Source organism: Bradyrhizobium sp. NC92 (assembly GCF_025200865.1).
In the GTDB taxonomy this organism is placed as follows: domain Bacteria; phylum Pseudomonadota; class Alphaproteobacteria; order Rhizobiales; family Xanthobacteraceae; genus Bradyrhizobium.
In genome coordinates this window covers 2,586,948-2,612,498 of record NZ_CP104171.1, presented here as the reverse complement: position 1 = coordinate 2,612,498, position 25,551 = coordinate 2,586,948, and the positions used below count along the sequence as shown (strand labels likewise).

The 25,551-nt window shown below is 64.1% G+C and carries 22 protein-coding genes; 8 read left to right on the top strand and 14 right to left on the bottom strand.

Translation table 11 applies throughout. The features are described 5' to 3' along the window. Positions 1-182 precede the first annotated feature (182 nt). On the top strand, positions 183-401 hold the full coding sequence (locus N2602_RS12235; protein WP_172783998.1) for a hypothetical protein: 219 nt from the start codon (positions 183-185) through the stop codon (positions 399-401). Between the two features lie 495 nt (positions 402-896). Here N2602_RS12235 and N2602_RS12230 read toward each other — a convergent pair whose 3' ends face one another. Together N2602_RS12230 and N2602_RS12225 are read right to left on the bottom strand one after the other, a co-directional pair. Then, positions 897-1,067 (bottom strand): hypothetical protein, encoded by a 171-nt coding sequence (locus tag N2602_RS12230; RefSeq protein ID WP_260382775.1) that lies wholly within the window; start codon positions 1,065-1,067, stop codon positions 897-899. Beyond that, a complete protein-coding gene (locus N2602_RS12225) occupies positions 1,067-1,831 on the bottom strand; it encodes a hypothetical protein (RefSeq protein ID WP_260382774.1) in 765 nt (254 codons plus the stop codon). Before N2602_RS12225 ends, N2602_RS12230 begins: the two co-directional genes overlap by 1 nt. Positions 1,832-1,843: 12 nt before the next feature. On the opposite strand from N2602_RS12225, the gene N2602_RS12220 reads away from it, so the two are divergent. From N2602_RS12220 to N2602_RS12210, 3 genes are all read left to right on the top strand, one after another. Continuing rightward, positions 1,844-2,764, top strand: a complete 921-nt coding sequence (locus N2602_RS12220) for a Spy/CpxP family protein refolding chaperone (RefSeq protein WP_257187586.1) — start codon at positions 1,844-1,846, stop codon at positions 2,762-2,764. A gap of 101 nt (positions 2,765-2,865) precedes the next feature. Beyond that, on the top strand, positions 2,866-3,252 hold the full coding sequence (locus tag N2602_RS12215; protein ID WP_260382773.1) for a nuclear transport factor 2 family protein: 387 nt from the start codon (positions 2,866-2,868) through the stop codon (positions 3,250-3,252). 37 nt (positions 3,253-3,289) lie between these two features. Beyond that, positions 3,290-6,661 (top strand): AAA family ATPase, encoded by a 3,372-nt coding sequence (locus tag N2602_RS12210; RefSeq protein ID WP_260382772.1) that lies wholly within the window; start codon positions 3,290-3,292, stop codon positions 6,659-6,661. Positions 6,662-6,842: 181 nt separating this feature from the next. On the opposite strand, the gene N2602_RS12205 is transcribed toward N2602_RS12210, so the two are convergent. Next, the gene (locus N2602_RS12205) at positions 6,843-7,079 is read right to left on the bottom strand and encodes a hypothetical protein (RefSeq protein ID WP_172783993.1); all 237 of its coding nucleotides are present in this window, start codon (positions 7,077-7,079) and stop codon (positions 6,843-6,845) included. A gap of 741 nt (positions 7,080-7,820) precedes the next feature. Here N2602_RS12205 and N2602_RS12200 point away from each other — a divergent pair. Then, positions 7,821-9,206 carry an FAD-binding oxidoreductase gene (locus N2602_RS12200; RefSeq protein WP_260382771.1) on the top strand — a complete coding sequence of 462 codons (1,386 nt, stop codon included), beginning with the start codon at positions 7,821-7,823 and terminating at the stop codon, positions 9,204-9,206. A 97-nt stretch (positions 9,207-9,303) separates the two neighbouring features. Here the strand turns inward: N2602_RS12200 and N2602_RS12195 are convergent, their stop codons facing one another. The 9 genes from N2602_RS12195 to N2602_RS12155 all read right to left on the bottom strand — a co-directional run bounded on the left by N2602_RS12195 (position 9,304) and on the right by N2602_RS12155 (position 19,181). Then, positions 9,304-10,167 (bottom strand): sugar phosphate isomerase/epimerase, encoded by an 864-nt coding sequence (locus N2602_RS12195; protein WP_260382770.1) that lies wholly within the window; start codon positions 10,165-10,167, stop codon positions 9,304-9,306. After that, positions 10,167-11,357 carry a dihydrodipicolinate synthase family protein gene (locus N2602_RS12190; RefSeq protein ID WP_260382769.1) on the bottom strand — a complete coding sequence of 397 codons (1,191 nt, stop codon included), beginning with the start codon at positions 11,355-11,357 and terminating at the stop codon, positions 10,167-10,169. Before N2602_RS12190 ends, N2602_RS12195 begins: the two co-directional genes overlap by 1 nt. 136 nt (positions 11,358-11,493) lie before the next feature. Further along, positions 11,494-12,645, bottom strand: coding sequence for a Gfo/Idh/MocA family protein (locus N2602_RS12185; protein ID WP_260382768.1), 1,152 nt, complete (start codon positions 12,643-12,645; stop codon positions 11,494-11,496). After that, complete coding sequence (locus N2602_RS12180) at positions 12,642-14,039, bottom strand: hypothetical protein (RefSeq protein ID WP_260382767.1); 1,398 nt, start codon at positions 14,037-14,039, stop codon at positions 12,642-12,644. Before N2602_RS12180 ends, N2602_RS12185 begins: the two co-directional genes overlap by 4 nt. 212 nt (positions 14,040-14,251) lie before the next feature. Next, positions 14,252-15,094, bottom strand: a complete 843-nt coding sequence (locus N2602_RS12175; protein WP_260382766.1) for an ABC transporter ATP-binding protein — start codon at positions 15,092-15,094, stop codon at positions 14,252-14,254. 128 nt (positions 15,095-15,222) lie between these two features. Continuing rightward, positions 15,223-16,215, bottom strand: a complete 993-nt coding sequence (locus tag N2602_RS12170) for an ABC transporter substrate-binding protein (RefSeq protein ID WP_260382765.1) — start codon at positions 16,213-16,215, stop codon at positions 15,223-15,225. A 57-nt stretch (positions 16,216-16,272) separates the two neighbouring features. After that, entirely contained in the window at positions 16,273-17,082 is an 810-nt protein-coding gene (locus N2602_RS12165) for an ABC transporter permease (RefSeq protein ID WP_172783985.1), read from the bottom strand. Positions 17,083-17,416: 334 nt separating this feature from the next. Then, the gene (locus tag N2602_RS12160) at positions 17,417-18,124 is read right to left on the bottom strand and encodes a TetR/AcrR family transcriptional regulator (RefSeq protein ID WP_260382764.1); all 708 of its coding nucleotides are present in this window, start codon (positions 18,122-18,124) and stop codon (positions 17,417-17,419) included. A 208-nt stretch (positions 18,125-18,332) separates the two neighbouring features. Next, a complete protein-coding gene (locus N2602_RS12155; RefSeq protein ID WP_260382763.1) occupies positions 18,333-19,181 on the bottom strand; it encodes a VOC family protein in 849 nt (282 codons plus the stop codon). A gap of 212 nt (positions 19,182-19,393) precedes the next feature. On the opposite strand from N2602_RS12155, the gene N2602_RS12150 reads away from it, so the two are divergent. After that, positions 19,394-20,287, top strand: coding sequence for a sugar kinase (locus N2602_RS12150; RefSeq protein ID WP_260382762.1), 894 nt, complete (start codon positions 19,394-19,396; stop codon positions 20,285-20,287). Between the two features lie 6 nt (positions 20,288-20,293). After that, positions 20,294-21,202 carry a ribokinase gene (locus tag N2602_RS12145; RefSeq protein ID WP_260382761.1) on the top strand — a complete coding sequence of 303 codons (909 nt, stop codon included), beginning with the start codon at positions 20,294-20,296 and terminating at the stop codon, positions 21,200-21,202. A 163-nt stretch (positions 21,203-21,365) separates the two neighbouring features. Here the strand turns inward: N2602_RS12145 and N2602_RS12140 are convergent, their stop codons facing one another. Further along, positions 21,366-22,583 carry an NAD(P)/FAD-dependent oxidoreductase gene (locus tag N2602_RS12140; protein WP_260382760.1) on the bottom strand — a complete coding sequence of 406 codons (1,218 nt, stop codon included), beginning with the start codon at positions 22,581-22,583 and terminating at the stop codon, positions 21,366-21,368. Between the two features lie 226 nt (positions 22,584-22,809). Here N2602_RS12140 and N2602_RS12135 point away from each other — a divergent pair, with 226 nt between their 5' ends. Next, positions 22,810-23,604, top strand: coding sequence for an enoyl-CoA hydratase/isomerase family protein (locus N2602_RS12135; protein ID WP_260382759.1), 795 nt, complete (start codon positions 22,810-22,812; stop codon positions 23,602-23,604). A gap of 9 nt (positions 23,605-23,613) precedes the next feature. Here the strand turns inward: N2602_RS12135 and N2602_RS12130 are convergent, their stop codons facing one another. Continuing rightward, complete coding sequence (locus tag N2602_RS12130; RefSeq protein WP_260382758.1) at positions 23,614-25,326, bottom strand: IlvD/Edd family dehydratase; 1,713 nt, start codon at positions 25,324-25,326, stop codon at positions 23,614-23,616. Positions 25,327-25,551 lie beyond the last annotated feature (225 nt).

The window sequence follows — 25,551 nt, the reverse complement described above, 5'->3', positions numbered from 1 at the left end:
GACGTCGGGCGGTGAAGCCTGGAGCGCAGCCAGCGTTGACTGCGCTGCAACCAGGGCCGACTCACAGGCCAGCGCCGGATCATCGGGCGCCCGTTCGCGCCGATCATTCGACTATCGCGTACCGGCCTATTTTCATGTGTGCTACTAATTGGGAGGCAAAACGGTAGCAGGAAATGCAGATCATGACTGACGATCAGGTCAATCTCGTGGTTCAGCACCTTTGCGAGCAATTGCACTTGGCGCTCCGATTGAAGGGCAGCGAGGCACATCCGCCAAACGCCAAGGATATTGGATTCGATCCTGCCTCTGTAAGAACTGTGTTGCTGACCGGCTTGCGTTCGGCGGGTTTCACGATCCACCACGAGGCAGCCGGGGCGAGCGAAGAGCCGCCGTGGTCCTAACGCAAAACGTGGGACAGAAGCCCCGGGCCAATGTATCGGTTGGGTCAACCGCGGCCAGCGAGCCGCGAGTCCGACCAATGCCCGTTCTGCCGCCGAACGCGGACGCAAATTCAGAGCGGCCATACTGACGGCCGCCAAGCTGGTCAAACCTGGACGGCCGCTCGAGATCGACTGGGCGCTGGAGCGGCTCGCCACCATCCTGACGCAGGATCTCTCTTGAGGCTGCCTGCGTCGGAAGATCGCAATGCCGGCAGTGGCCAGCAACGAACGATTCCGCCGGCCGTGCGTTGAAAGTCGTGGGCGATTACGAGCTGGGAGCGAAGATCATGCTTCCGCGTGGCGTTTGCCTGACGGCTGTTTTGGTTGGCGTCTCGATGCTGACGACGAGCGCGTCGGCCCAGGGCCCCCTCGGACACGGACGGGGTGGACCACCAGGGCCAGCCGCAGCGCCGCCATCAGCACCACCGGCCATGGCCCGTCCGGCAGCACCACCGGCTATGGCTCGTCCAGCAGCACCGCCAGCAATGGCTCGTCCGGCGGCACCGCCAGCCATGGCGCGTCCAGCGGCACCGCCAGCCATGGCGCGTCCCGCCGCGCCGGCATTCCATCCCCCTTCCGCGCCGCAGCGGCCGGCAATGGCGCAACGTCCGGCGCCGCACATCGCATCACCGCCACCGCGCCCGAGCCCACAATTCAGTGCCCCGCGAGCCGCCCCGCAGGTGGCGGCGCCGCGGCGCGAATTTCACCCCCCGCCGGCAGCGCCACAACGTCCGGCCATGGCGCCGCGGCCGACGCCGCATATCGCCACCCCTTCGCGCCCAAGTGCACCCCCGGCCGTGAGCGAGCGATCGGGACCGCCGCGCCAGATGCTTTCGCGCCAATCCGCGGAACGCCAAGACCGCATCGACCGCTTGCAGCAGCGCGTGCAGCAATTGCAATCGCAGAAGACGGAAGACCCAAGGGCGCGACAACAGCAGCAACGGTTGCTGCAGTCGCAGAGCCGCCTTCTTGAGCGCGAGCAACGTGTCCAACAGCGCTCGCAGCAGGTCGAGCAGCGCCAGCGCGACATGCTGACGCGCCAGACAACGGAGCGCCAGGCCCGCATCGAACGCCTGCAGCAGCGGGTGCAGCAATTGCAGTCGCAAAAGCCCGAAGGCGTGCGAGCGTTGCGCGAGCAGCAACGGACGCTCCAGGCGCAGAACCGTTTGCTCGGCCGAGAGCAGCGCGCGCAGCAAATTGACCTGGCGCGCCAGCAGCGGCTTGGATTGCAGGCCCCGGCGGAGCGCGCTGCGACACTTGCGGCTGCGCAGGCCACCCAGCGCGGCCGGTTTGCCGAGCGCTTCCGCGACCAGGCCACTCCGCAGACCCAGGCGGCGCTCGCCGCCCGCCAAAGCGGCTGGGCTCCCCGACAGGCCTGGCGTCACCGTCATCCCGCGGTGTTCGTGGCTTGGCTTGGGCCCGTGTTCTGGCCTTACGCCTATTCCGACATTTTCAACTACACGTTCTGGTCCTATGCCTACGAGCCCGGATATTGGGCGTACGCCTATGACGACTTCGTCGACACCGTGTTCTGGGGCGGTGACGGCCCTTACTCCGCTTATGCCAGCACCTACCCGTATGACACTCCGCAAGCCGGCGGCAGCTACCGCGCGCGCCAGCGCGCCAGCGTGAGCCCGCAGATGCTTCAGCAATTGTGCGCCACACCGGACAAGGGCGTGACCGCCTGGCCGCTTGCCGATATCGCACAGGCGGTGCGGCCGACGCCGGAGCAACGCGCATTGTTGGACGAGCTCAAGACGGCGGCGGCCAACGCTGCCGGTGTGTTCAAGGACTCGTGCACGGAGACCTATGCACTGACTCCCCCTGGCCGCTTGCGCGCGATGATGAACCGCATCAGCGCGACGCTTGAAGCCGTCAAGATCGTGAGGCCGGCGCTGGAGAATTTCTACAACTCGCTCAGTGACGAGCAGCAGGCCCGCTTCAACGCGCTCGGTCCCAATGTCGGCGAGCGCTCTCCGCAGCAGCAGGAGGCGAGTAGCGAGGGCTGCGGCGATCCGAAGTCCAGCCTGACGCAGCTGCCGATCCAGAGGATCGAAGCCGTGCTCCACCCCGCTGGTAAGCAGAAGGAGGCGCTCGATCGGCTCAGCGAAGCGACGGCGAAGGGCGTTGAGGGCCTCCAGGCGGCCTGTCCGAACGATGCGCCGCTGACGCCTATTGGACGGCTCGAGACGATGCAGCACCGGCTTGAGGCCATGTTGACGGCCGCGAAGCTGGTCGAGCCGGCCCTGGACGAATTCTATGCCACGCTGAGCAGCGAGCAGAAGGCGCGCTTCAACAGGCTGCAACAGGTCGCAGGCCCGTGAGGACGTCGCGTTCTCTCGTTGCATCTTGCGCAGCGGTCGAACGACGTCAGGTGACGTAATCGGTCTCCTGCGAAGGCAACCCCGCGATTGAGGGAGGGATCATGACAGCATTAGCTTCCTCCATAAAACACGACATTGCTGCGGCGTACGCCGCGTGGGATTTGGCATTCAACAAAGCAGATGCCAGGGCTATCGCGGCGACTTACGTGTCAGACGCCAAATTGTTGCCGCCGACGCATCAAGTGATATCCGGTCCGACAGCGATCGAGAGCTTCTTTGCTGGGCTGTTTTCAAGCGGATTCACCGATCACAGGTTAGTCGTCATCGACGCCGGTGGAGATGAGAATATCGTCTACGGCACGGCCCATTGGAGCGCCAACGGTAAGACAGCGGATGGCGCCAGCCAACCTGCAGGCGGGATAGCAACCCACGTGTTTGAGCGTCAGGCAGATGGTTCGCTGAAGCTGAAGTTGCATACGTTCAATTGAGCTGACCGTTGCCTGATGCGGCACGAGGAGGCTTATCGTGGATATCGCGCAATGGCTTCGCGGTCTCGGGCTGGAGCGCTACATAAAGACGTTTCGCGACGCTGAAATCACGTCCGAGATTTTGCCAGAACTGACCGAAGCCGACCTGCGGGAGCTTGGCTTGCCACTCGGCCCGCGCAAGGCTTTGCTAAGGGCAATCCATGCACTCGCTCCGCCGATTGCTCGGGTGGCTGTCGAGGCCAATGGACCTGCCGACTACGCGAAGCCATCGATCCCTTCGGACGCGGAGCGTCGGCAGCTCACAGTCATGTTCGTCGACCTGGTCGGCTCGACGGCACTTGCTTCAGGGCGCGATCCCGAGGAGCTGCGTGACCTCTTGCAGGCCTACCATAACACCGTGGTGGGCGAGATCGACCGATTCGAAGGCCACATAGCCAAATTCCTGGGCGATGGCGTTCTCGCTTATTTCGGCTGGCCGCGGGCGCACGAAGATGAGGCGGAGCGCGCCGTTCGCGCTGGGCTTCGAGTGACCAAGGCGGTCGCATCCCTTACCGAACCGGGTGGTGCAGCGCTCGCCGCCCGCGTCGGCATCGCAACCGGTCTGGTCGTGGTCGGCGAGCTGATTGGCGAGGGAGAGGCTCGCGAGCGCGCAGTCATCGGCGAAACACCAAACCTAGCCGCCCGACTGCAAGGTCTGGCCAAGCCGAGTGATGTGGTGATTGCCGAGTCGACCCGCCGCCTACTCGGCGAAGCTTTCACGTACCACGACCTCGGCACGGTGCCTCTCAAGGGTTTCCCGGAACTGGTGCAGGCGTGGCTTGTCATTGGTGAAGGCGCAGCAGAGAGCAGGTTCGAGGCCCAGCATGGCATGGCAACGACCGCACTGGTCGGACGGAATGAAGAACTTGCATTGCTCCTGGATCGCTGGGAGCGGGCGAAAGAGCGGGAAGGACAGATCGTCCTGCTCGGCGGCGAGGCCGGCATTGGCAAGTCGCGGCTCGTGCGAGCCTTACGCGACCAGGTCGCACGTGTGCCGCACACGCCGCTGAGCCATTTCTGTTCACCATTTCATACCAACACCGCCTTGTATCCCGTCGTTGGCCTCCTTGAACGGGCAGCGGCAATACGGCGGGAGGACGCTTCCGACGAACAACTCGATAAACTCGAGGCCATGCTTGCTCTTGGTGCGGACGATGTGCATGAGAGCGCGCCGGTTCTCGCGGATCTCTTGGCAATCCCGACCGGAGAGAGATACCCACCCCTTGCACTTAGTCCGCACCAGAAGAAGGAGCGAACCTTCCAGGCCCTTCTGGAACAGATACAAGGCTTAGCGGCAAGACAGCCAGTGCTTGCCGTTTACGAGGACGTCCATTGGGCAGACCCTTCTATGCTCGAACTTCTCGATCGGCTTGTCGACGAGGCGCAGCGACTTCCGATCTTGATGATCGTTACCTTCCGGCCCGAGTTCATTCCGCGCTGGACGGGTCATGGACACGTGACAGCGCTCTTTCTAAGCCGACTGGGACGTAGGCAAGGGGCGGCAGTCGTTGACCGGATCACGGGCGGCAAAATGCTCCCTCAGGAGGTGCTCGAGCAGATTTTGGCCAAGACCGACGGCGTGCCGTTGTTCGTCGAGGAGCTCACCAAGGCCGTCGTCGAATCCGGGCTGCTAAAAGATCAGGGCAGCCGCTATGAGTTGATCGGCCCATTACCGCCGCTGGCGATCCCGACGACGCTGCAGGACTCCTTGATGGCCCGCCTTGATCGATTGGCGCCGGTAAAGGAAGTTGCCCAGATTGCAGCTTGCATCGGACGCGAATTCGGACACGATCTTCTGCGCCTTGTAACGGCGCTCGACGAGCACGCGCTCCAGCATGCTCTCAATGATCTATTGGCCGCGGAACTGATATTCCGTCGTGGCGCACCTCCGAATGTTGGCTACAGCTTCAAACATGCGCTGGTGCAGGACATCGCGCACGAGAGCCTCCTAAAGAGCAAGCGGCAGCAGATCCATGCCCGCATAGCTGCAGCTCTCGAACAACATTATCCTGCCCGTGCGGAGGCGGAGCCGGAGACGATCGCTCTGCATCTCACCGAGGGTGGACTGGCAGGAAAGGCGGTGGACTACTGGCTGCGGGCCGGCCGTATTGCGGCTGCGCGTTCCGCCAATCTCGAAGCGATCACTCATCTCACAAGGGGACTGGAGGCACTCAAGTCCAATCCACAAGGGCCGGAGCGCGATCGCCAGGAACTCGCTCTGCAAACAGCAATCGGAGGTCCACTGATTGCCATCCACGGATACACGGCTCCGCAGCTTGGCACAGCCTTCAGCAGGGCTCATGCGCTCTGCTATGAGCTCGACGACACGGATGCCTTGTTTTCCACCCTTAGCGGCAAATTCATTTTCCACTTCGTGCGCGGCGACCTTGCTGCCATGCAGAGCCTCGTTGCCGAAGCGCAGCGCGCCGCCGAGCGCACCGGGCACACAGCACTGGAATTGGCTGCGCATCGTCTGGCCGCGCTCACCGCAATGCATTCCGGTGATTTTCTGACCGCACGCTCGGAGCTCGAAACGATCTTGAGTCGCTATCAGCCAGAGGAGCATCGGCCGCCGCCTGTGCACTACGTACATGACCCGAAGGCCTCGGCGCTACCCTACTTGGCGATTGTGCTTTGGGTTCTTGGTTACCCCGAACAGGCTCAGCGGACTAGCCGTGCCGCATCTCAATACGCCATGGAGTTGAATCAGACGAACCTTACCGCGCATGTGCAGGTCTATGGCGAGGCGGCTCTTGCGGAGCTAATGGGAAACGTGGCGGCCGTACATGCGCACGCCGACGCCATCATCCATCTCGCCGATCAGAACAGCTTGAACTATTGGCGCGTGAGCGGCCTCATCCTGCGGGGCTGGGCAATGGCGCAAGAGGGCAACGTGGAGGCCGGCCTGGCGCTCATGCGCCTCAGTCTGAACGAGCGGAACAGGCTCGGAGCCAGCTGGTACCAGGTTCGGTACTTGTGGATGCTCGCGGCCACCTACCTCCACTTGGGCGACTACGACAACGGCGTCGCTGCCCTTGCCGAAGCAAAGGCCCTTGCCGCGCGCAGCGGCGAGCATATGTGGGAGGCAGAACTTGCATGCATCGACGGTGAACTGCACCGCTTTCGTGGCGCTCCAGCTGACGAGGTCGAGGGGTATTTGCAAACTGCACTCAAGGTCGCCCAAAGACAGAGCGCAAAGTCCTTTGAATTACGTGCTGCAATGAGTTTGGCTCGGCTTTGGCGCGACCAGGGCAGGACGGCCGACGCGCGGCGCCTTCTTGGCTCGGTTTACGGCTGGTTTACGGAAGGCTTCGAAACGCCGGACCTTCGTTCCGCCAAGGCGCTCATGGAGGAGCTTACCCGACCATGATCGCGCTTTTCCAAACTTCAGACGTTGCCACAGCAAGCACACGGGTGACACGGCAACCCTCTACTTGCGTTATTGGAACTGAACACGAGTCAACTCGGCTGTGGGGTCACAAGCAGTCATGCTCTGGACGATCAGCACTCAGAGACGACCTTCCTTTCATGGGTGCACGGCCTTTCTGACCTCACGCGACGGAAATCGTCGTCGACCCAGCATCACTCGCGTTTGTGATCGATTGAGACTGCTCGGCCTCATTCGAGGCAATGGCGTTGCATTGCTGGAAGTGAGACGACACCGCAAGATCGGCCAGATGATCCCAGTACTCTGCTTCTGCGAGCAGCTTCCACTTGTTCATGCTGTTGTAGGCTGCCTGTTGGCGGCACAATGAGCCCATCGCACGCATGCGTCGCACTTGATCCACTGCGAACCTCCCCTCGCGCTTGCTTGCTTACAAGCGCATTTGTGTTGTCACAGCTTCGCAGATCGAATTGACGAGTGATAGCCCGGTGTTTGGCGGTGAATCGATGACAGCGCAATCGTCTGACTATTCACCGAACAAAGCGCGCCCCGGCAAAATTTGATCTGAAACCAGTTCGGCCCGGCGCATTAAATTGCAAGATCGTCCTTGGCGGTCTTTCCCCGCAATAAAGTGCGCCGTTCGGCAAAGCTCGCCAGCCTCGTCACGCGATCACAACAATGGCCCCGACGGTTGCACGTCGGGGCCATGCAAAATCAACAGGCATGGGTGCATCCGCCGCGCCTGCTGACCGTTGAGGCCGCTGATTACCACCTCCGATCTGGCACAGACTGTGGCGGGGCAGCGGCATCGGGATGATATTCTGCCTGAAAGCTGATGGCAGTCACTACATCATTGGTGGTACTCCCACCAACTCGCGGCTTCGCATTCGCAACTGGGTCGATCGGACAGCAAGTCCAACCAATGTCCGTTCGACCGCCGAAAGCGGAGGCACACCACCTTCCCGTACCGTTCGATGCAGGTGCGCAGCACCTCGTTCATCGGCTTGCCCATACGCGTAGTCGATTTGCGATGGCTATCGCGCTGCGCTTGATCTACCTTTTCATAACGGGCGGAGAACGCTCGAGGAGCCCTGCGAGCAACCTCCGACCCAATGACCGATCATGGGTGGAATAGGAGGACATCATGCAGAGCATGGCCACCGAAACCTTCATCGGCAATATGCGCGGCCCGGTTATCAGGCGAATGGATGCCGACTATGACGCCGTGCGGAGCCTCTACAACGGTATGATCGACAAGAGTCCAATGATGATCGCGCGATGCGCCGACGTCGCTGACGTCGTCGCAGCGGTCAATTTTGCAAGGGACAATGATCTCCAGGTCGCGATCCGCGGAGGCGGCCACAATGGGCCGGGCCTCAGCAGTGTCGAAGACGGACTGATGATCGACATGTCGATGATGAAAGGCGTGCGGGTCGATCCCGGCGCTCGTACCGTCCGCGTCGGACCCGGCTGCTCGCAAGGCGATGTCGACCACGCCACGCACATCTACGGGCTTGCCGTGCCGGCCGGCATTGTATCGACCACTGGGATCGCCGGCCTTACGCTCGGCGGCGGCACGGGATACCTGACCCGCAAGCATGGCCTCACCATCGACAATCTCCTCGAGGCGGATGTCGTGCTCGCGGATGGACGCATCGTCACCGCCAACAAGTCGGAGAACGCCGACCTTTACTGGGGACTGCGCGGGGGCGGCGGCAATTTCGGCATCGTCACGAGCTTCCTGTTCCAGGCTCATCCTGTGACGATGGTATATGCCGGTCCGATCTTCTGGGATCTCGAAAATGCCCGGACCGTGATGCAGAAGTACAGGGATTTCCTCCGCAGCGCTCCCGAGGAGCTCGGGGCCTTTGTCGGCTTGAAGACCGTTCCGCCGATGGACCCGTTCCCGCCGGATCATCAGGGCAAGCGCGCCTGCGCCATCATTGCCTGCTACAATGGTCCGACAGAAGACGGCAAGGCGGTCATAGCGGGGTTGCTCGGTGAGCTGCCCCCGCCGCTCTTCAATTGGATGGGCGAAATGCCCTATCCGGCCCTCCAGTCCATGTTCGATCCGTTCTTCCCGAAAGGTCTGCAGTGGTACTGGCGCGGCGATTTCGTGAAGGAACTGACCGACGAAGCAATCGACGCCCATATCTCGCAGGCCCGCAAAGCACCGAGCGCGCTGTCGCTCATGCATCTCTATCCGATCGATGGCGCCGTCCATCGCGTCGGCAAGAGCGAGACCGCCTGGAACACGCGCGACGCGACCTGGTCGATGGTCATCGCCGGTATCGATCCCAATCCGCAAAAAGCAGGCGAAATCACGCGCTGGACCAAGGACTATTGGGAGGCCGTGCACCCCTACTCGGCTGACGGCGGCTATGTGAATTTCATGATGGAGGATGGAGACGACAGCAGACTTAAGGCCACTTACGGCGACAACTACGACCGCCTCGCCGCCTTGAAGGCCAAGTACGATCCGATGAACTTCTTCCACATGAACCAGAACATCCGACCGCTGCACTCGTAGACGATCTACCTGCTGCACGGTTCGGGCGCCTCCAAAGTGCTTGTCGGAGCGTTCTCTCACTTCGAGGAACGAGGGAACGCTGTGGCGCTTGTGTTAACTATACCACCGTCCTGTGCCGCGCGATGCAGGTGCGCAGCACCTCCTCCATCGGCTTGCCCCACCAGTCGTTGGAGAAGATCTCGATCTCGGAATAGCCGGCGAAGCCCTGCGCTTCGACGGCCGCACGTACCGATTTGATGTCGATGACGCCGTCGCCCATCATGCCGCGGTCGTTGAGGATGTCCTTGGTCGGCACCAGCCAGTCGCAGACGTGGAAGGCGAGCAGGCGATCCTTGCCGGCGCGGGCGATCTGGTCCATCAGCTCGGGATCCCACCAGATGTGATAGACGTCGAGCGCGACGCCGAGCATGCCGGTACGCTTGGGATCGAGCCGGTCGCAGATGTCGAGCGCCTGCTTTGTCGTGTTCACGCAGGCACGGTCAGCGGCATAGGCCGGATGCAACGGCTCGATCGCCAGCGGCAGTTTGGCTTGCCTCGCGAAGTCGAGCATGTCGGCGAGCGCGTCCTCGACCTGCCCGCGCGCCGCCACGAGATCCTTCGACGCCTCGCTGCCCGGCCGCGAATATTGCGGCAGGCCGCCGACGACGAGGACGATGCAGGGCGCGCCCAGCGCCTTGGCCTCGTCGACACAGCGGCGGTTGTCGTCGCGCACCTCGCCCCGGCGCGAGGCATCCGAGGTGAACATGCCGCCGCGGCAATAGCCCGAGAGATCGAGGCCGGCCTCGCGCACCGCGCGTGCGGCGCGGTCGAGACCGACGGCGGCGACCTGGTCGCGCCAGGGATCGATGGCACGGATACCTTGTCTTGCACAGGCATCGATGATTTCGATGAGGTCACCCTGCTTGCGGACGGTCGCCGTGTTCAGCGACAGCCAGCGGTGGTCGGACGAAAAATCGCGCATCAGGGTTCGATACCGTGGGTGGCGAGCACGGTCTTCATCCGAAGCGTCGCGAGTTCGGGGTTGGCGAGCAGGCCGGCCTTGTCGGCGAGACGGAACAGCTCGGCGAGATGCAGCGTGGAGCGGGTGCTCTCCTGTCCTCCGACCATGGTGAAATGATCCTGGTGGCCGTTGAGATAGGCCATGAACACGACGCCGGTCTTGTAGAACCGCGTCGGGGCCTTGAAGATGTGACGCGACAGCGGCACCGTCGGCCCCAGCACGTCGTGGAAGCCGGCCTCGTCTCCTGCCGCCAGCCGCGACAGCGCATAGGACGCCGCCGGCGCAATGGCATCGAAGATGCCGAGCAGCGCGTGGGAAAAGCCTTGGCTGTCGCCGGCGATCAGCTCCGCGTAGTTGAAATCGTCGCCGGTGTACATCTTGATGCGCTTGTCGAGACGCCGGCGCATGTCGATCTCGCGCTGCTTGTCGAGCAGCGAGACTTTCACGCCGTCGACCTTGGCGGCGTTGCCGTTGGTGATGGCGACGGCAATGTCCATCGCCTTGTCGAGCTCCCCGGTGCCCCAATATCCGGTCAGGGCCGGATCGAACATGTTGCCGAGCCAGTGGATGATGACGGGCTCACGGACCTGCGAGAGCACCCGATCGTAGACTTTAGCGTAATCGTCGGCGTTGCGGCCCAGCTTGGCCAGCGCGCGCGAGGCCATCAGGATGATGCGGCCGCCGACCTTCTCGACCGCCGAGATCTGTTCCTCATAGGCACGGATGACGTCGTCGAGGCTCCTGGCGTCCTCCACTGCGAGATGGTCCGTGCCTGCACCGGAGAACACCAGCGCGTTGCGGCGCTTGGCGGCGGCGACCGAGCGCGTGATCAGCTCCAGCGAGGTCGGCCAGTCCAGCCCCATGCCGCGCTGCGCGGTGTCCATGGCTTCGGCAACGCCGAGACCGAGGTCCCAGACGTGCTCGCGAAAGGCGATGGTCTTGTCCCAGTCGACGGCAACCGACAGCCAGGGATCGTTGTCCGCGAAGGGATCGGCCACGGTGTGCACGGCCGAGAAGGCGATGCGGTTCAGCGGCCCTTCGAGCTTTGCGGGAAACGTGCGCGAAGCCGCGAGCCGGTAGGTCTCGATCGAGCGATCGGTCTTCGGCAGCTTGAGCGACAATGACGACATTGGTTGGACTGGCTTGTTCATGATTTCGAACCTCTCCCCGTCATTGCGACCGAAGCGAAGCAATCCAGAATGCCTCCGCGGCGGCAGCCTGGATTGCTTCGTCGTTTCGCTCCTCGCCATGACGGCTTGGTAGACATCGCGGCTTATCCAATCAACCTCAGACCTTGATCGCGGCGACGTCGATCCAGCGCCGCTCCTTCCAGCTCTTCAGCGCGCATTCGGCGAGCTGCACGCCCTTGGCACCTTCGAGCAGCGTGAACTTGTAGGGCGCGTCCTCGTAGACGTGGCGGATGAACATTTCCCACTGCTCCTTGAAGCCGTTGTCGTAGGTGACATTATCCGGCAGCTTCTGCCAGTCGCCGTAGAAGTCGTGCAGCCGCTTCTCGTCGGGATTCCATACCGGCCGTGGCGTTGCCTGCCGCGCCTGGATCATGCAGTCGGTGAGGCCCGCGACCGCCGAGCCGAGCGTGCCGTCGACCTGGAAGGTGACGAGATCGTCGCGATAAACGCGCGTCACCCAGGACATGTTGATATGGGCGATGATGCCGCCGTCGAGCTGGAACGTGGCGTAGGCGGAATCATCGGCCGTCGCCTTGTACTTCTTGCCCTGCTCGTCAAAGCGCTCGGGGATATCGGTGTTGCCGATGCAGCTCACGCTCTGGACGTTGCCGAACAGGTTGTCGAGCACGTAGCGCCAGTGGCAGACCATGTCGAGGATGATGCCGCCGCCGTCCTCGTCGCGATAGTTCCAGGACGGCCGCTGCGCCTCCTGCCAGCCGCCCTCGAACACCCAATAGCCGAACTCGCCGCGCACGGAAAGGATGCGGCCGAAGAACCCGGAATCGCGCAGGAAGGCGATCTTCTTCAACCCCGGCAAGAACAGCTTGTCCTGCACGGTGCCGTGCTTGACGCCCTTGGCATTCGCGAGCTTCACGACCTCGACCGCTTCCTCGAAATTGGTCGCGATCGGCTTCTCGCAATAGACATGCTTGCCGGCGTTGATGGCCTGGGTCAGCAGGCCGGGGCGCGCTTGCGTGGTCGCGGCATCGAAGAACATGGTGTCGTTCTTGTCGGCGAGCGCGGCGTCGAGATCGGTGGTCCAGCGCGTGATGTTGTAGCGCTTGGCCAGCGCCTCGACTTTCTCGGCGCTGCGGCCGACCAGGACCGGATCCGGCATGACGCGGTCGCCGTTCTTCAGGCGGACGCCGCCCTGGTCGCGGATCGCGACGATCGAGCGGATCAGATGCTGATTGAGCCCCATGCGGCCGGTGACGCCGTTCATGATGAGGCCGAGGCGTTGGGTGGTCATGCTAATTGCTCCTGAAATGATTCTGGCTGTGCGAGCGGGCGGAGCGCCGACCAGTCCGGATGGACCGACGTCGCAAAGCCTGCTGTGTGAAGCGATCCCGTCAGGAGATCGCCGCTGTGAATCTTGAGGCGGATGCCCTGCCCGGCATCGGCATAGAGATCGGGATGCGCGGCCGCGAAGGCGCGTGCCTCGGCGGCGGGCGTCTCGCCGAAGCCGTCGACGTAGTGGTGGCCGTTGCGCTCGGCATGGGTGACGCCGATGAAGGCGCCGAGCGCGAGGTCCTGCTGCACGGCAAGACCGGCTTGGCAGGTCAGGTCCTCGCCCGTGATGAAGAACGTTTCGGCGCCGGACGTCCATTGTGCTGCGCGGGTCGCGTTGAGGATCGACTTGTAGAGACCCTTGCAGGATTTCGAGGAGATGCCACGATAGCCGAGCGGCCTCATCGCCAGGAACGCATCATAGGCGTCATCAGCCTCGTCAATGATGAAGTCACGCGCGGCGAGCGGGCCGAGAGCGGTCTCCCGGGTCACGTCGCGCGGCATCGGCTGCTCGATGTAGAGCAGCCTGCCGGCGATCGGCTGCAGCGCTTGATCGCGATCGAGGCGACCTACCAATGCGCGCAGCGCGACCAGGTCGGCGTATTGCTCGTTGGCGTCGAGCGAGACCTTGTAGTCGCGATCCAGCTTGCCGAGTTCCTTGCCGATGCGCGCCAGCCGGGCCGCGTCTGCCTCGGGATCGCCCGACAGCTTGAGCTTGAAATAGTGAGCGCCGCCGTTCTCGCGTGCATCCGCGACACCGCCCTCGCCCTCGATCTTGTCGTCAAGGCCGACCGTATGCCGGATGGCAACCCGTGGCAGGGGCGTTCGCGTCTTCAGAAACCCTGTGATCTCGGCACCGGTCAGATCGAGCGACATCCGCCCATCGATGCCCGCGATGTTGTCGGTCATTCCAACGAAAAAGCTGGCGCCGACCGCGCGGAGCAGCGCATCGAGGATCGCCTTGTCGATTTCCGCCGGACCATAAGCGGCGGCGAGCGGTGGAATGTTCTCTTTTGCACAAGCAGCGACTTGGTCGCCGATACAAGATGCATGCAGATGAAATGCCGTCTGGAATCCGGTCTGCGCCAGATAGAGCCCACGTGCGATCTGAAGCGAGCGTCGCAGACCGTCCACCGTCTGCGCCGGCGACAACTCCGGACGCTTGTCGAACCATTTCGGCACCAGCAACTCCGCACTGGCGCCGACCGCGCTTCCCCTGCCCTCGACCTCGATCTCGGCCCGCACGAACAGCTGCGGCGTCGCGTTGATCGTGATCGCGCCGAAGCGGAACGGTCGCGCGAATTGCACGGGACGTTCGAAGAAGGCGATATCTCGTAGCTTCAGGCGCGGGGACATGGTGTTGCAGCTTGACGAAGTTGGTGAGCGAGGTCTGGCCACTGGCGCGGTGCACCTCTCCCGCTTGCGGGAGAGGTCGGCACGAAGTGCCAGGTGAGGGTTCTATCCTCTTGGGGAGTCTTGCCAGCGGAGACACCCTCTCCCCAGCCCTCCCCCGCAGGCGGGGGAGGGAGCGCACCGGCGTCGTGGTGGCTAACGGCGGATCCCATAACCTAATCCAATGCACCCTGCGAGAAGAAGTGCTTGCGGATGCGCTGCACGAGCTCCGTAAACACCGGATCGGCCATCACGTCGAGCGAGCGCGGGCGCGGCAGCGGCACGTCGTAGATTGCCGCGATCGCACCGGGGCGCTCGGTCATGACCAGCACGCGGTCGGCGAGGAACACGGCTTCCGGGATCGAATGCGTGATCAAGAGCACCGTCTTCTTCGTCTCGCGCTGGATCCGCATCAATTCGACATTCATGCGCTCGCGCGTCAGCGCATCGAGCGCGCCGAACGGCTCGTCCATCAGCATGATCCTGGGATCATGCACCAGCGCGCGGCAGATCGAGGCGCGCTGCTGCATGCCGCCGGAAAGCTGCCAGGGCAGCTTCTTCTCGAAGCCTTCGAGGCCGACCAGCTTCAACAGCTGCTTGGCACGATCGAGATATTCCTGCCGCGGCAGGCGCTTCATGTCGATCGGCAGCATCACGTTGCCCAGGATGTTGCGCCAGGGCAAAAGCAGCGCGTTCTGGAACACGATGCCGACATTGCCGTGCGGCGTCGTCACCTTCTCGCCCTCGACCAGGATCTCGCCCGTGGTCGGCGCCAGCAGACCCGAGATCAGCTTGAGCAGCGTGGACTTGCCGCAGCCGGATGGGCCGACCACGACGAAGAACTCGCCGTCATTGATGTGGAAGTCGAGCGGCCGCAGCGACGGCACGTCGCCGTCGCGCGTCCGATAGGTCTTCGACACGCCCGACAGCTTGATGCCCGACCCGTCCCCGGCCCGGTCTGACACCAATCGGAGGTGAGCGGCTGGCTGGTCCGCTTGATCGGCCTTTTTCGGTATCATTCAATCATATCCCATCGAACGCCGCTGATCAGCCTCGTCATTGCGAGGAGCGAAGCGACGAAGCAATCCAGAGTCTTTCCGCAGAGACAGTCTGGATTGCTTCGCTTCGCTCGCAATGACGAAGGCAGTCACGAGCCGCTCTTCGGCAGGTAGTCGTTGGTATAGAAGGCCTTCGGGTTCTCCTTGGCCTTGGCATCGAGCCCGCCATATTCGACCAGCAGATTGACGGTCTCGGCCATGTTCTGGTCGGTGACCTGGAACGGCCGCTTGCCCTTGGTCTCCGCGGTCCGGTACAGCGGAATGGTCAGCTCAAAACCCTGCGTCAGCGTGTCGATCTTGCCGCCCTTCGGGTTGGCATCGAGGATCGACTGCGCCGCGGCCTTCGGCTCCTTCTCGGCGGCCTCGACCGCTTTCGTCGTTGCCGACATGAAGCGGCGGACGAGATCGGCATTGGCCTTCACATAGTCGGCGTTGGCGATGATGCCCGAGGAGACCATGTTGATGCCGTAGTCGGCGAACTTGATCGGGTAGACGTCCTTGCCCGTCGCGTCCTTGATCTTCATCGACTGGTCCATGACGTAGCCGAGCAGAAGATCAGCCTGGCCGTTGATAACGGCGTTGAGCTTGGTCTGGCCGTCGCCGGCCACCGTCTGGAAGTCGCTCTCCTTCAGGCCCGTCTTCTTCAGGAACAACGGCCAGATCTGCGTCATGGAATCCGCTGGCGTGATCGCCACCGTCTTCCCCTTGATGTCTTCGGGCTTCCTGATGTTCTTGTCGGCGAAGCCCATGGCGGACATCGGCGAGGTCTGCAGCAGCACGCCGGTCGCGACCACCGGCGCGCCCTTGATCGCGGCGCGCATCATGGTGGGGACGTCGACATAGCCGAAATCGGCGGTCTTGGCGGCAACGGCCTGCGTGGTCGCAGCCGAGCCGCGGCCTTCCTGGATCTCGAGCTCGATGCCTTCGGCCGCGTAGACGCCCTTGGCCTTGCCGTAATAGAACGGCGCGTGCTCGCCATAGACGTACCAGTTCAGCATCAGCACGACCTTGTCGGCTGCCTGCGCCGGCATGGCTGCGAACGCCAGCAGTGCCACGGATGCAGCCCCAAACCACTTCCTCATCGTTTCTCTCCCTTGCCGTTTGTTGCGTCGGCCGTTGGTGGCCGCTCGTTGCTTTAGTCAGGATGCAAAGATCACGTCTTCGCGCTGGCTGACATGCCAGGGAATGACCAGCTTCTCGATCCGGTCGACGATCCAGAACAGGACCACGCCGAGCAGCGCGAGGATCACCAGCGCCGCAAACATCGTCGGCAGGTCGAACGTGCCGATCGAGCGCTGCATCACATAGCCGATGCCGGAATTGGAGCCGACGAATTCGCCGACGACCGCGCCGACGACGGCGAGCGTCACCGAGACTTTGAGACCGGAGAAGATCGCGGGCAGCGCATGCGGCAGGTTGACCGCGCGGAACACCTGCAGGCGGCTACCCTGCATGGCACGGGCGAGATCGACCATGTCGGGGTCGACCGACTTGAAGCCCTGCACCGCGGAGACCACCACTGGAAAGAAGCCGAGCAGGAAGGCGGAAATGACCTTGGGAATGATGCCGAAGCCGAACCAGACCACGAACAGCGGCGCAATCGCGATCTTCGGCACGGATTGCGAGAACACCAGCAGCGGATAGACGTAGCTCTCCACCGTCTTCGACCCCGCGATCAGCATCGCGACGGGAATGCCGAACAGCGCCGACAGCAGGAAGCCGCAGACGGTTGCATAGGTGGTCGGCCAGGACTGGCGCAGCAACTCCGGCCATTCGGTGCGCAGCACGGCGACGACGTCGAGCGGCGACGGGATCTGGTAGGCGGGAATCTTGAAGATCCGGATCGCAAGATCCCAGGCGACGACGATGAAGACCAGAAACAAGAACGGCCGAACCCAGGCCGCATTCAGCAGCTTGGAAACAGCGTTTTGCGGCTTCGGCTCGGCCAATTTTCACTCCCGGCAGTCTTCTTCGTTATGGCGAGAAATTAACCCGTTGGATAAATACTGTCCAGAGCTTTCCCTGTGACGTTTTGCGCCGGGGTTCCGGCCTCCTCTCGTGTCCCGGACGCGCTGCAACGCGAAGCGTTGCTGCGCTGAGCCGGGACCCGGGAAGCGGCACGTGCTGCGCTGCGTCCGGGGCACGAGAGCGGAGCGAGGTGCGCCCGCCTCCACGTCGTCATTGCGAGCGCAGCGAAGCAATCCAGACTGTCTCCGCGGAAAGATTCTGGATTGCTTCGCTGAGCTCGCAATGACGGAGCAAGTCGCTCATCTGGGCTACAGGCTACACCGCCTGCACCACCGCAGTCCGCGACTTCGGGGCCTTCGCGATCTCGAACAGCTCGGCGGACTTGCCCGTCAATGCCGCCAGCACGAGGCCGGACATGTGCGCCAGTCGCTCGTCCTTGGCCTTCTTGTCCAGGAGATCACGGCCGAAGATCACGCCGAGCGTCGCCGAGTTCGAGAGATAGAAGAAACTGAGCGCCGCAATGGAGATGTAGAGCTGCACCGGGTCAACCGCGACCTGGAAATCCCCGCTCTCGACGCCGCGGCGCACCACGGTGCGGATCATCTCGACGAAGGGCGAGTGCATCGACTTGACCTTGGTCGATTTCTTCAGGTGCTTGGCGCGCGCCAGATTCTCGGTCTGCAGCAGCGACAGGAATTCGGGGTTGCGCAGGAAGTAGTTCCAGGTGAACTCGATCAGGCGGCGGATGGCCTCGGGCGGATCGAGATGTTCGAGGTCGAGCCCCCGCTCCTCGCTGCGGATCTTGTCATAGGCGCCTTCGAGCACGGCGAGATAGAGCTCGTCCTTGTTGCCGACGTGGTAGTAGAGCATGCGCTTGTTGGCGCCGGCCTTGGCCGCGATGCGGTCGACGCGCGCGCCGGCAAGGCCATGGGCGGAAAACTCCTGCTTTGCGGCTTCGAGAATGCGCAGCCGCATCCCCTCGGGGTCGCGCTGCCATTTCAGAGGTCGCTTTGCCTTCGCCAAACCGGTGCTCGCTGGGTGCTCTCGGTATGCGATGTACCATGCGGGTGGGCAGCCGCATAGTTTCGTCATTGCGAGTGAAGAGCGACGCGGAAGCCAAGAAAACCAGTTTCGTAGGGTGGGCAAAGGCGCACTTGCGCCGTGCCCACGTCTTCTCATCGAGCAGCCAAGACGTGGGCACGCTTCGCTTTGCCCACCCTACGGGAGCTCCTCACTCCACCGGCTTCGGCGAGCGCTCCAGAAGCACGGTCTGAATTCCGCAGGTGCCATTGCGCACGGTCATGATGCGCGTGCCCGGCTTGCGGCCGGTGCGCACCTCGGAGACGTCGAGGCCGGCAGCGATCAGGCGGGCGCGGGTGGCGTCGATGTCGGCGACGCGCCAGCTCAGGCCCCAGAGCCGGTCATGCGTGGCATCGCCACCCGCGACCGGGCGGCGTACCACCTCGACGATGAGGTCGCCGCAGCGGAAGAACATCAGCTGGCCCCAATCCTGGTGCGAGCGGTCGAGCGCGAGATCAAGGCCAAGCCGGGCGCCGTAGAGCGCGGCGGCGCGCTCGGAATCCTCCGTGGTGACGACGACGTGGTCGAGCCCCTCGATCGGCGCGATGTCGGTCGCGACCGACTTCGGCCGCTCGTCGGCCAGCTCCAGGAAGAACATTCGGACGCCGCGCGTCAGCTCCGTCGCGGCCCGCGTGCGCTTCCAGTGCAGCACGGCGTCCGTAACGGCGTCGCTGCTTTCGACCTCGGCGACCGGGTCCGGCCTCAGGGCCACCCGCTCCAGCCGGCGGTGCATCTTGCCGATGTCTGCGACACGAAAGCACAGGCTGGCGAGCACGCCCTCCTGGTCGCCGAGCAGTGCGCGCATGCGGTCGGCGGTGACGCTGAAGCCGTGAGGGGCCATCAGCTCGATGGTCATGTTGTCCAGGGTGAACAGCACCCGGTCGGCGCCCTCGCCCGAGTTCTGCCAGGCCGGCGCGCGGGCGAGCAGCGTCTGATAGGCCGCCCTGGCCGCACCGATATCGGCCGCCAGAACGACGATGTGATCGAGGCCGGTGATCATTCTGCACCCTTTTGATGGACCTGGAACCCCGGCAGCGAAAGACGGCGTTTGTCCGGGCTTGGCATTGGCCAGTGATGGTCGTATTCCCGGACCATGCTGACCTCAAGCGCTTCGGGCGGCAGTTTTGCGAATAATTTCAGCGTCCCTCCGGAGCGGAACCGGTGCTACAGTCATCCCGCCCGCCGGGACCACAAGCGCATCACGGACAAGCAATGCAGGCTCTCTTCATCGGACAGACCTATATCGACGTCGTCTTCATCACCGACCACATGCCGACCGGCGACGAGAAGCACGTGGCGCGTGACTACGCGGTCTCCTTCGGCGGCAACGCGGTGACCGCGGCGTTCTGCTGTGCCAAGCTCGGCATCGTGCCGGACCTGATCGCGACCGCAGCCAATGACTGGCTCGGGCGCATGTTCCAGGACATGTGCGCGAAGTACGGCATCTCGCTGCATGGGCGCAAGGTCAACCAGTCCTCGCTCTCCTTCATCATGCCCAAGGACGGCAAGCGCGCCATCGTCCGCTGCCGTGATGACGAGCACATCCATCCCTTTCCGATGCTCAATCTCGGCGGCTGTCGCGCGCTGCATGTCGACGGCCACCAGCCGGACGCGGCGATCCACTACGCCAAGGTGTGCCGCGAGGCCGGCATCCTGACCTCGCTCGACGGCGGCGGCCTGCGCACCAACACCCATGAGCTGCTGGAATTCATCGACGTCGCCATCGTCGCCGAGCGCCTGTGCGAGCAGATGGACCTGACGCCGGAGAAGATGCTCGACTATCTCAAGAGCCGCGGCTGCAAGATCGGCGGCGTCACCATGGGCGAGAAGGGCCTGTTCTGGTACGACGAAACCGGGACGGTGCAGATAATGCCGGCGATGCCGATCCCGCGCGAGCGCGTGATCGACACCAACGGCGCCGGCGACGTCTTCCACGGCGCCTATGTCTATTCCTACCTCGCCCATCCCGGCAAAAGCTGGCGCGAGCATTTCGATTTTGCCCGCGCCGCCTCGACCTTCAAGATCCAGCGCCTCGGCAACGAGGCCGGCTTGCCGACTCTGGTGGACATCGCGAAGGTTCGGCACGAGTTCGAGGTCAGGGTCTAGAACAAGATGGGGCGCGTCTTCGTCGCCGGCAGCATCAACATGGATGTGGTGGCGACCGCCGATCGCCATCCACGAATCGGTGAGACCGTCGCCGGCCGCCAGGTGCTGTATTTTCCGGGCGGCAAGGGCGCGAACCAGGCGGTGGCGGCATCACGGCTCGGCGCGCGGACCACGCTAATCGGCCGGTGGGGCAGGGATTCGTTCGGCGCCGAGCTCAAGGCCTTTCTCGGCGAGCAGGGCATCGATCTCGGTTACGTCGTGGAGACGGCCGAGACGCACACCGGGACGGCCATCATCACGGTGGCCGAGGCCGACAACACCATCGTCGTCGTTCCCGGAGCCAACGGGCTGGTCGGCGCTGATGACGTCAGCGTCGTGCCGCTGCTGAAGGGCGACGTCGCGGTCAGCCAGTTCGAGATCCCGCTGCCGACCATCGCCGCATTCTTCCACCGCGCCCGCGCGGCGGGGGCAGTCACCGTGCTGAACCCGGCGCCGGCGCAGAAGATGCCGGGCGAGCTGCTGGCGCTGGTCGACATCCTCGTACTGAACGAGACCGAGCTCGGCTTCCTCGCCGGCAGCGAGCTCTCCGAGAGCGACGCGGCCGCCCGCATCACCGAAGTCGCGCGACAGCTTCAGGCGCGCGAGGACCAGACCATCTGCGTCACGCTCGGCAAGCGCGGCGTGCTGGCGCTCGCCGGGCGCGACGAGATTGCGGTGGCCGGCCGTGTGGTGAAGGCGGTCGACACCACAGGCGCCGGCGACTGCTTTGTCGGCGCGCTGGCCGCGCAGCTGGCTGAGGGTGCGCCCTTGCGCGAGGCGCTGACGTTCGCCAACGCCGCCGCCTCGATCAGCGTGCAGCGGATGGGCGCCGGGCCGTCGATGCCGACGGCCGGGGAAGTGGCGGCGGTTTTATAGGCGCTGCGCTTTCTTCACCTCGCCCCGCTTGCGGGGAGAGGTCGGATTGCATCGCAGATGCAATCCGGGTGAGGGGGTACAGGTCTCGCGATCATCTCATCTGCGGATAGAGCCCCTCACCCCGACCCTCTCCCCGTAAGAACGGGGAGAGGGAGAAGAAAGATCACGCCAGCGCGCTCTTGAGGTCGAAGCTTTCGTCGGCGGCCTGCTCCGGCGTGATCGAGCGGTTCATGGCCTGCAATCTCCGGCCAAACATGTGATCGCCGGCGCGGTTGATCGATTCGATGCCGAGCAGCTCGTCGCCATGATAGCAGAAGGCCGAAAAGGCCTTCTTGGCAGGATCGCCACGCAGCACGACGCGGTCGTAGCCGGTGGTCAGCCCCGCGATCTGGAGCTTGTCATCGCCCTGGTCGCTCCAGAACCAGGGATGGCTGTCGTACGGTTTCTTGTCGCCGGTCAGCTTTGCTGCGAGGCAGCGGGCGTGATCGGTGGCGTTCTGCACCGATTCCAGCCGCAGCGAGCCGCCGAAGCGCGGGCTTGCGAACAGCGCGCAATCGCCGATCGCGGAGATGTTGGGATCAGCCGTCGAGAGATATTCGTCGACGACGATGCCGGCCGCGACCGGCAGCCCCGCCTCGGCCGCGAGCTCGATGTTCGGCAGCACGCCGACGCCGACCACGATGAGGTCGGCCGGCAGATGCCGCCCGTCGCTCAAGGAGACGCCGGTGACCTTGCCGCCCTCCGCTTCGATGGAGGTCGCCTGCACGCCGAGATGGATGCGGATGCCGGCCTCGCGGTGGCGGTCCTGAAAATATTCCGAGACCTCCGCCGTCACCGCCCGCGCCATCACGCGCGGGGCGAGCTCGAGCACGTCGACCTCGAGGCCCTTGATGCGGGCGGTCGCGGCAAACTCAAGGCCGATGAAGCCGGCGCCGATGATCACGGCGCGCGTCTTCGACGGCATGATCGCGCGCAGCGCCTCGCTGTCGTCGAGGATGCGTAAGTATTTCACGTCGGGCAGGTTGGCGTTGGGCAGATCGAGCAGCCGATTGCGCGCGCCGGTCGCCAGCACGAGGTGGCCGTAATCCAGCATCCCGCCCGAGGCAAGATGCACCTTGCGCGCGGCACGGTCGATCGAGGTGGCGCGGCCGGCGATCAGCTCGATGGTCTGGTCCTGGTAAAACTTCTCAGGCCGGAACATCAGGCTCTCCGGACCCGCGGAGCCCTTGATGTAGGCCTTGGACAGCGGCGGCCGCTGATAGGGCAGATGCGCCTCGTCGTTGATCAGGCAGATGCGCTCGGAAAAGCCGGCCTGGCGCAGCGATGCCGCGACCTGGTAGCCGCCATGGCCGGCACCGACGATGATCACCGGGCCAGTCATCGGACAGCCCATTTCCGGAAGACACGAGCGTGACCCATGCCGCCTCCTCTCTCGCTGATTTTGGTTGCTGGCCTTGCGAGGAGCCGGCGCTCGTGTCCGTCCCTTGGCGAAAGCAGCCCCATTTGAGCCTATCGTTCCGCCCGGCGCAAGAGCGGCAGCCGGGGATTGTCACCCCTGCCCTTCTGCGATTTAGTTCGAGCCTCGACCTCCTGCCGGAGAATTCCAGATGACCGCTCCCGTCTCAAAGCCCGACGATCCCGCTCTGCTGCGGATCGACGGCCCGATCGCGACCATCACGCTGAACCGCCCTGCCGCATTCAACGCGATCAACCTTGCGATAGCGCAGAAGCTCGAGCAGCTCGCGGCCTATCTCGAGGGCGCCGACGACATCCGCGTCGTCGTGCTCGAAGGCGAAGGCCGCGCGTTCTGCGCCGGCGGCGATCTGCAGACGATCGGGGCCGCCGCCGAAGCCGGCACGGTGACGCCCGTCGTCGGCGAGCTCCTGAAGCACTATCACGCCTTCATCGAGATCGTCAGGCGCATGCCGAAGATCTCGCTGTCGAGCGTGCACGGCTCGGCCGCCGGCGCCGGCATGGGCCTCGCCTTCGTCACCGATCTCTGCATCGCCGCTGACGATGCCAAGTTCACGCCGGCCTATGCCAAGATCGGGGTGTCGCCGGATGGCGGCTCGACGGTCGGCATCGTCGGCACGGTGGGCTCGCGCCGCACGCTGCAGATCTTTCTCGCCGAAGACAATTTTACCGCGCAGCAGGCCTACGAATGGGGTCTCGTCGCCAAGACCGTTCCCGCCGCCGAATTGAAGGCGGCGACGCGACAGCTCGCCGAGCGTCTGGCGCAGAACCCGCCGGCGGCAATCGCCGGCACCAAGCAGCTAGTCTACCAGGCCGCCACCACGCCCGTAAAACAGCAGCTCGATGCCGAGGAGCACAAGATCATCATGGCGATGAACACGGAAGACTTCCGCGCCGCCGTGAAGAAGTTCACGAGCAAGGGCAAGTAGCGCGGCGGCTCAGACCTTCGCGGGACCCGTCCTCTGCATGAAATCGAAATCGCAGCCCTCGTCGGCCTGCAGGATGGTCTCGTTGAACAGCCAGGCGTAGCCGCGCCGAGCTTCCTCCGGCGCTGCGGCCGGCTTCAACGCGGCACGGCGCCGCTCCAGCTCGGCGGCGTCGACCAAGAGCTCGATGCTGCGCTTGGCCACGTCGAGGCGGATCATGTCGCCGTTCTCAACCAGCGCCAGCGGCCCGCCGACGGCGGCTTCTGGCGTGATGTGCAGCACGATGGTGCCGAACGCGGTGCCGCTCATGCGCGCATCCGAGATGCGCACCATGTCCTTGGTGCCGCCACGCGCGAGCTTCTTGGGGATCGGCAGATAGCCGGCTTCAGGCATGCCCGGCGCGCCCTTCGGGCCGGCATTGCGCAGCACCAGCACGTCGTCTGCGGTAACGTCGAGATCGGGATCGTCGACCCGCAAGGTCATGTCCTCGACGGATTCGAACACGACGGCGCGCCCGGTGTGCTGCAGCAATTTCGGGCTCGCGGCCGATTGCTTGATGACCGAGCCGCGCGGGGCGAGATTGCCGTGCAGGATGGCGAGACCGCCCTCCTTCTTGATCGGATTGTCGCGCGGTCGGATGGCGTCCTGACCCGGCACGTCCTCCGCATTCGCCGCGATCTCGCGCAACCTCTGGCCGCTGATCGTCCTGGCATCGAGGTCGATGAGATCGCCGAGCTGCGCCAACAGCTTCGGCACGCCGCCGGCATGGTGGAAGTGCTCCATGTAATGCTCGCCGGACGGCTTGAGGTCGACCAGCACCGGAACCTCGCGGCCGATCTGGTCGAACGCTGCGAGATCGAGCCGGTGCGGCGAGCGATGCGCCATCGCGGTCAGATGGATCAGGCCGTTGGTCGAGCCGCCGATCGCCTGCAGCACGACCTGCGCATTGTTGAACGAGGCCGGCGTCAACACCTCGCTCGGCTTCGGTCCCTTGGCCTTGGCCATCTCGGCGGCGACCTTGCCGCTGGCCTCGGCGAGGCGGAAACGCTCGGCATGCGGCGCGGGAATCGTCGCGCTCATCGGCAGCGACAGGCCCATCGCTTCGATCATGCAGGCCATGGTCGAGGCCGTTCCCATCACCATGCAGGTGCCGACCGACGGCGCCAGGCGGCCATTCACCGCCTCGATCTCGGCATCGTCCATGTCGCCGGCGCGATATTTCGCCCAGAGCCGGCGGCAGTCGGTGCAGGCGCCCAGCACCTCGCCCTTGTGATGGCCGACCACCATCGGGCCGACGGGGATGACCACGGTGGGCAGGTCGGCGCTGATCGCCGCCATCACCTGCGCCGGCAGCGTCTTGTCGCAGCCACCGATCACGATCACCGCATCCATCGGCTGGGCACGGATCATCTCCTCGGTGTCCATCGCCATCAGATTGCGCAGATACATCGAGGTCGGATGCGCAAAGCTCTCGGCGATCGAGATGGTCGGGAACACGAACGGCATCGCGCCCGACAGCATCACGCCGCGCTTGGCGGCTTCGATGATCTGCGGGACGTTGCCGTGACAGGGATTGTAGTCGCTATAGGTGTTGGTGATGCCGACGATCGGGCGCTCCAGCGCGTCGTCGGAATAGCCCATGGCCTTGATGAACGCCTTGCGCAGGAACAGCGAGAAGCCGGCATCGCCATAGCTCGTCAGACCCTTGCGCAAGCCACTCGTCATCCTGCCACTCCTTCTCGCTTACCATCGTGGTACAGCGCGTTCCTCGATTGTCAATAAGCCCGGGCGATAGCGTCGCACTTTCCGGCTTAGACCACCGCTTGGCACACGAATGGATTGCAGGCGAAGCCGGGCGCCTCGTCAAACATCAGCTGCAGGCATCACGGAACGCCACCGCCCCGGCCGCGTTGGAAGGCCAAGTATTTCTTTCTTGCTTCGGACGCGGCA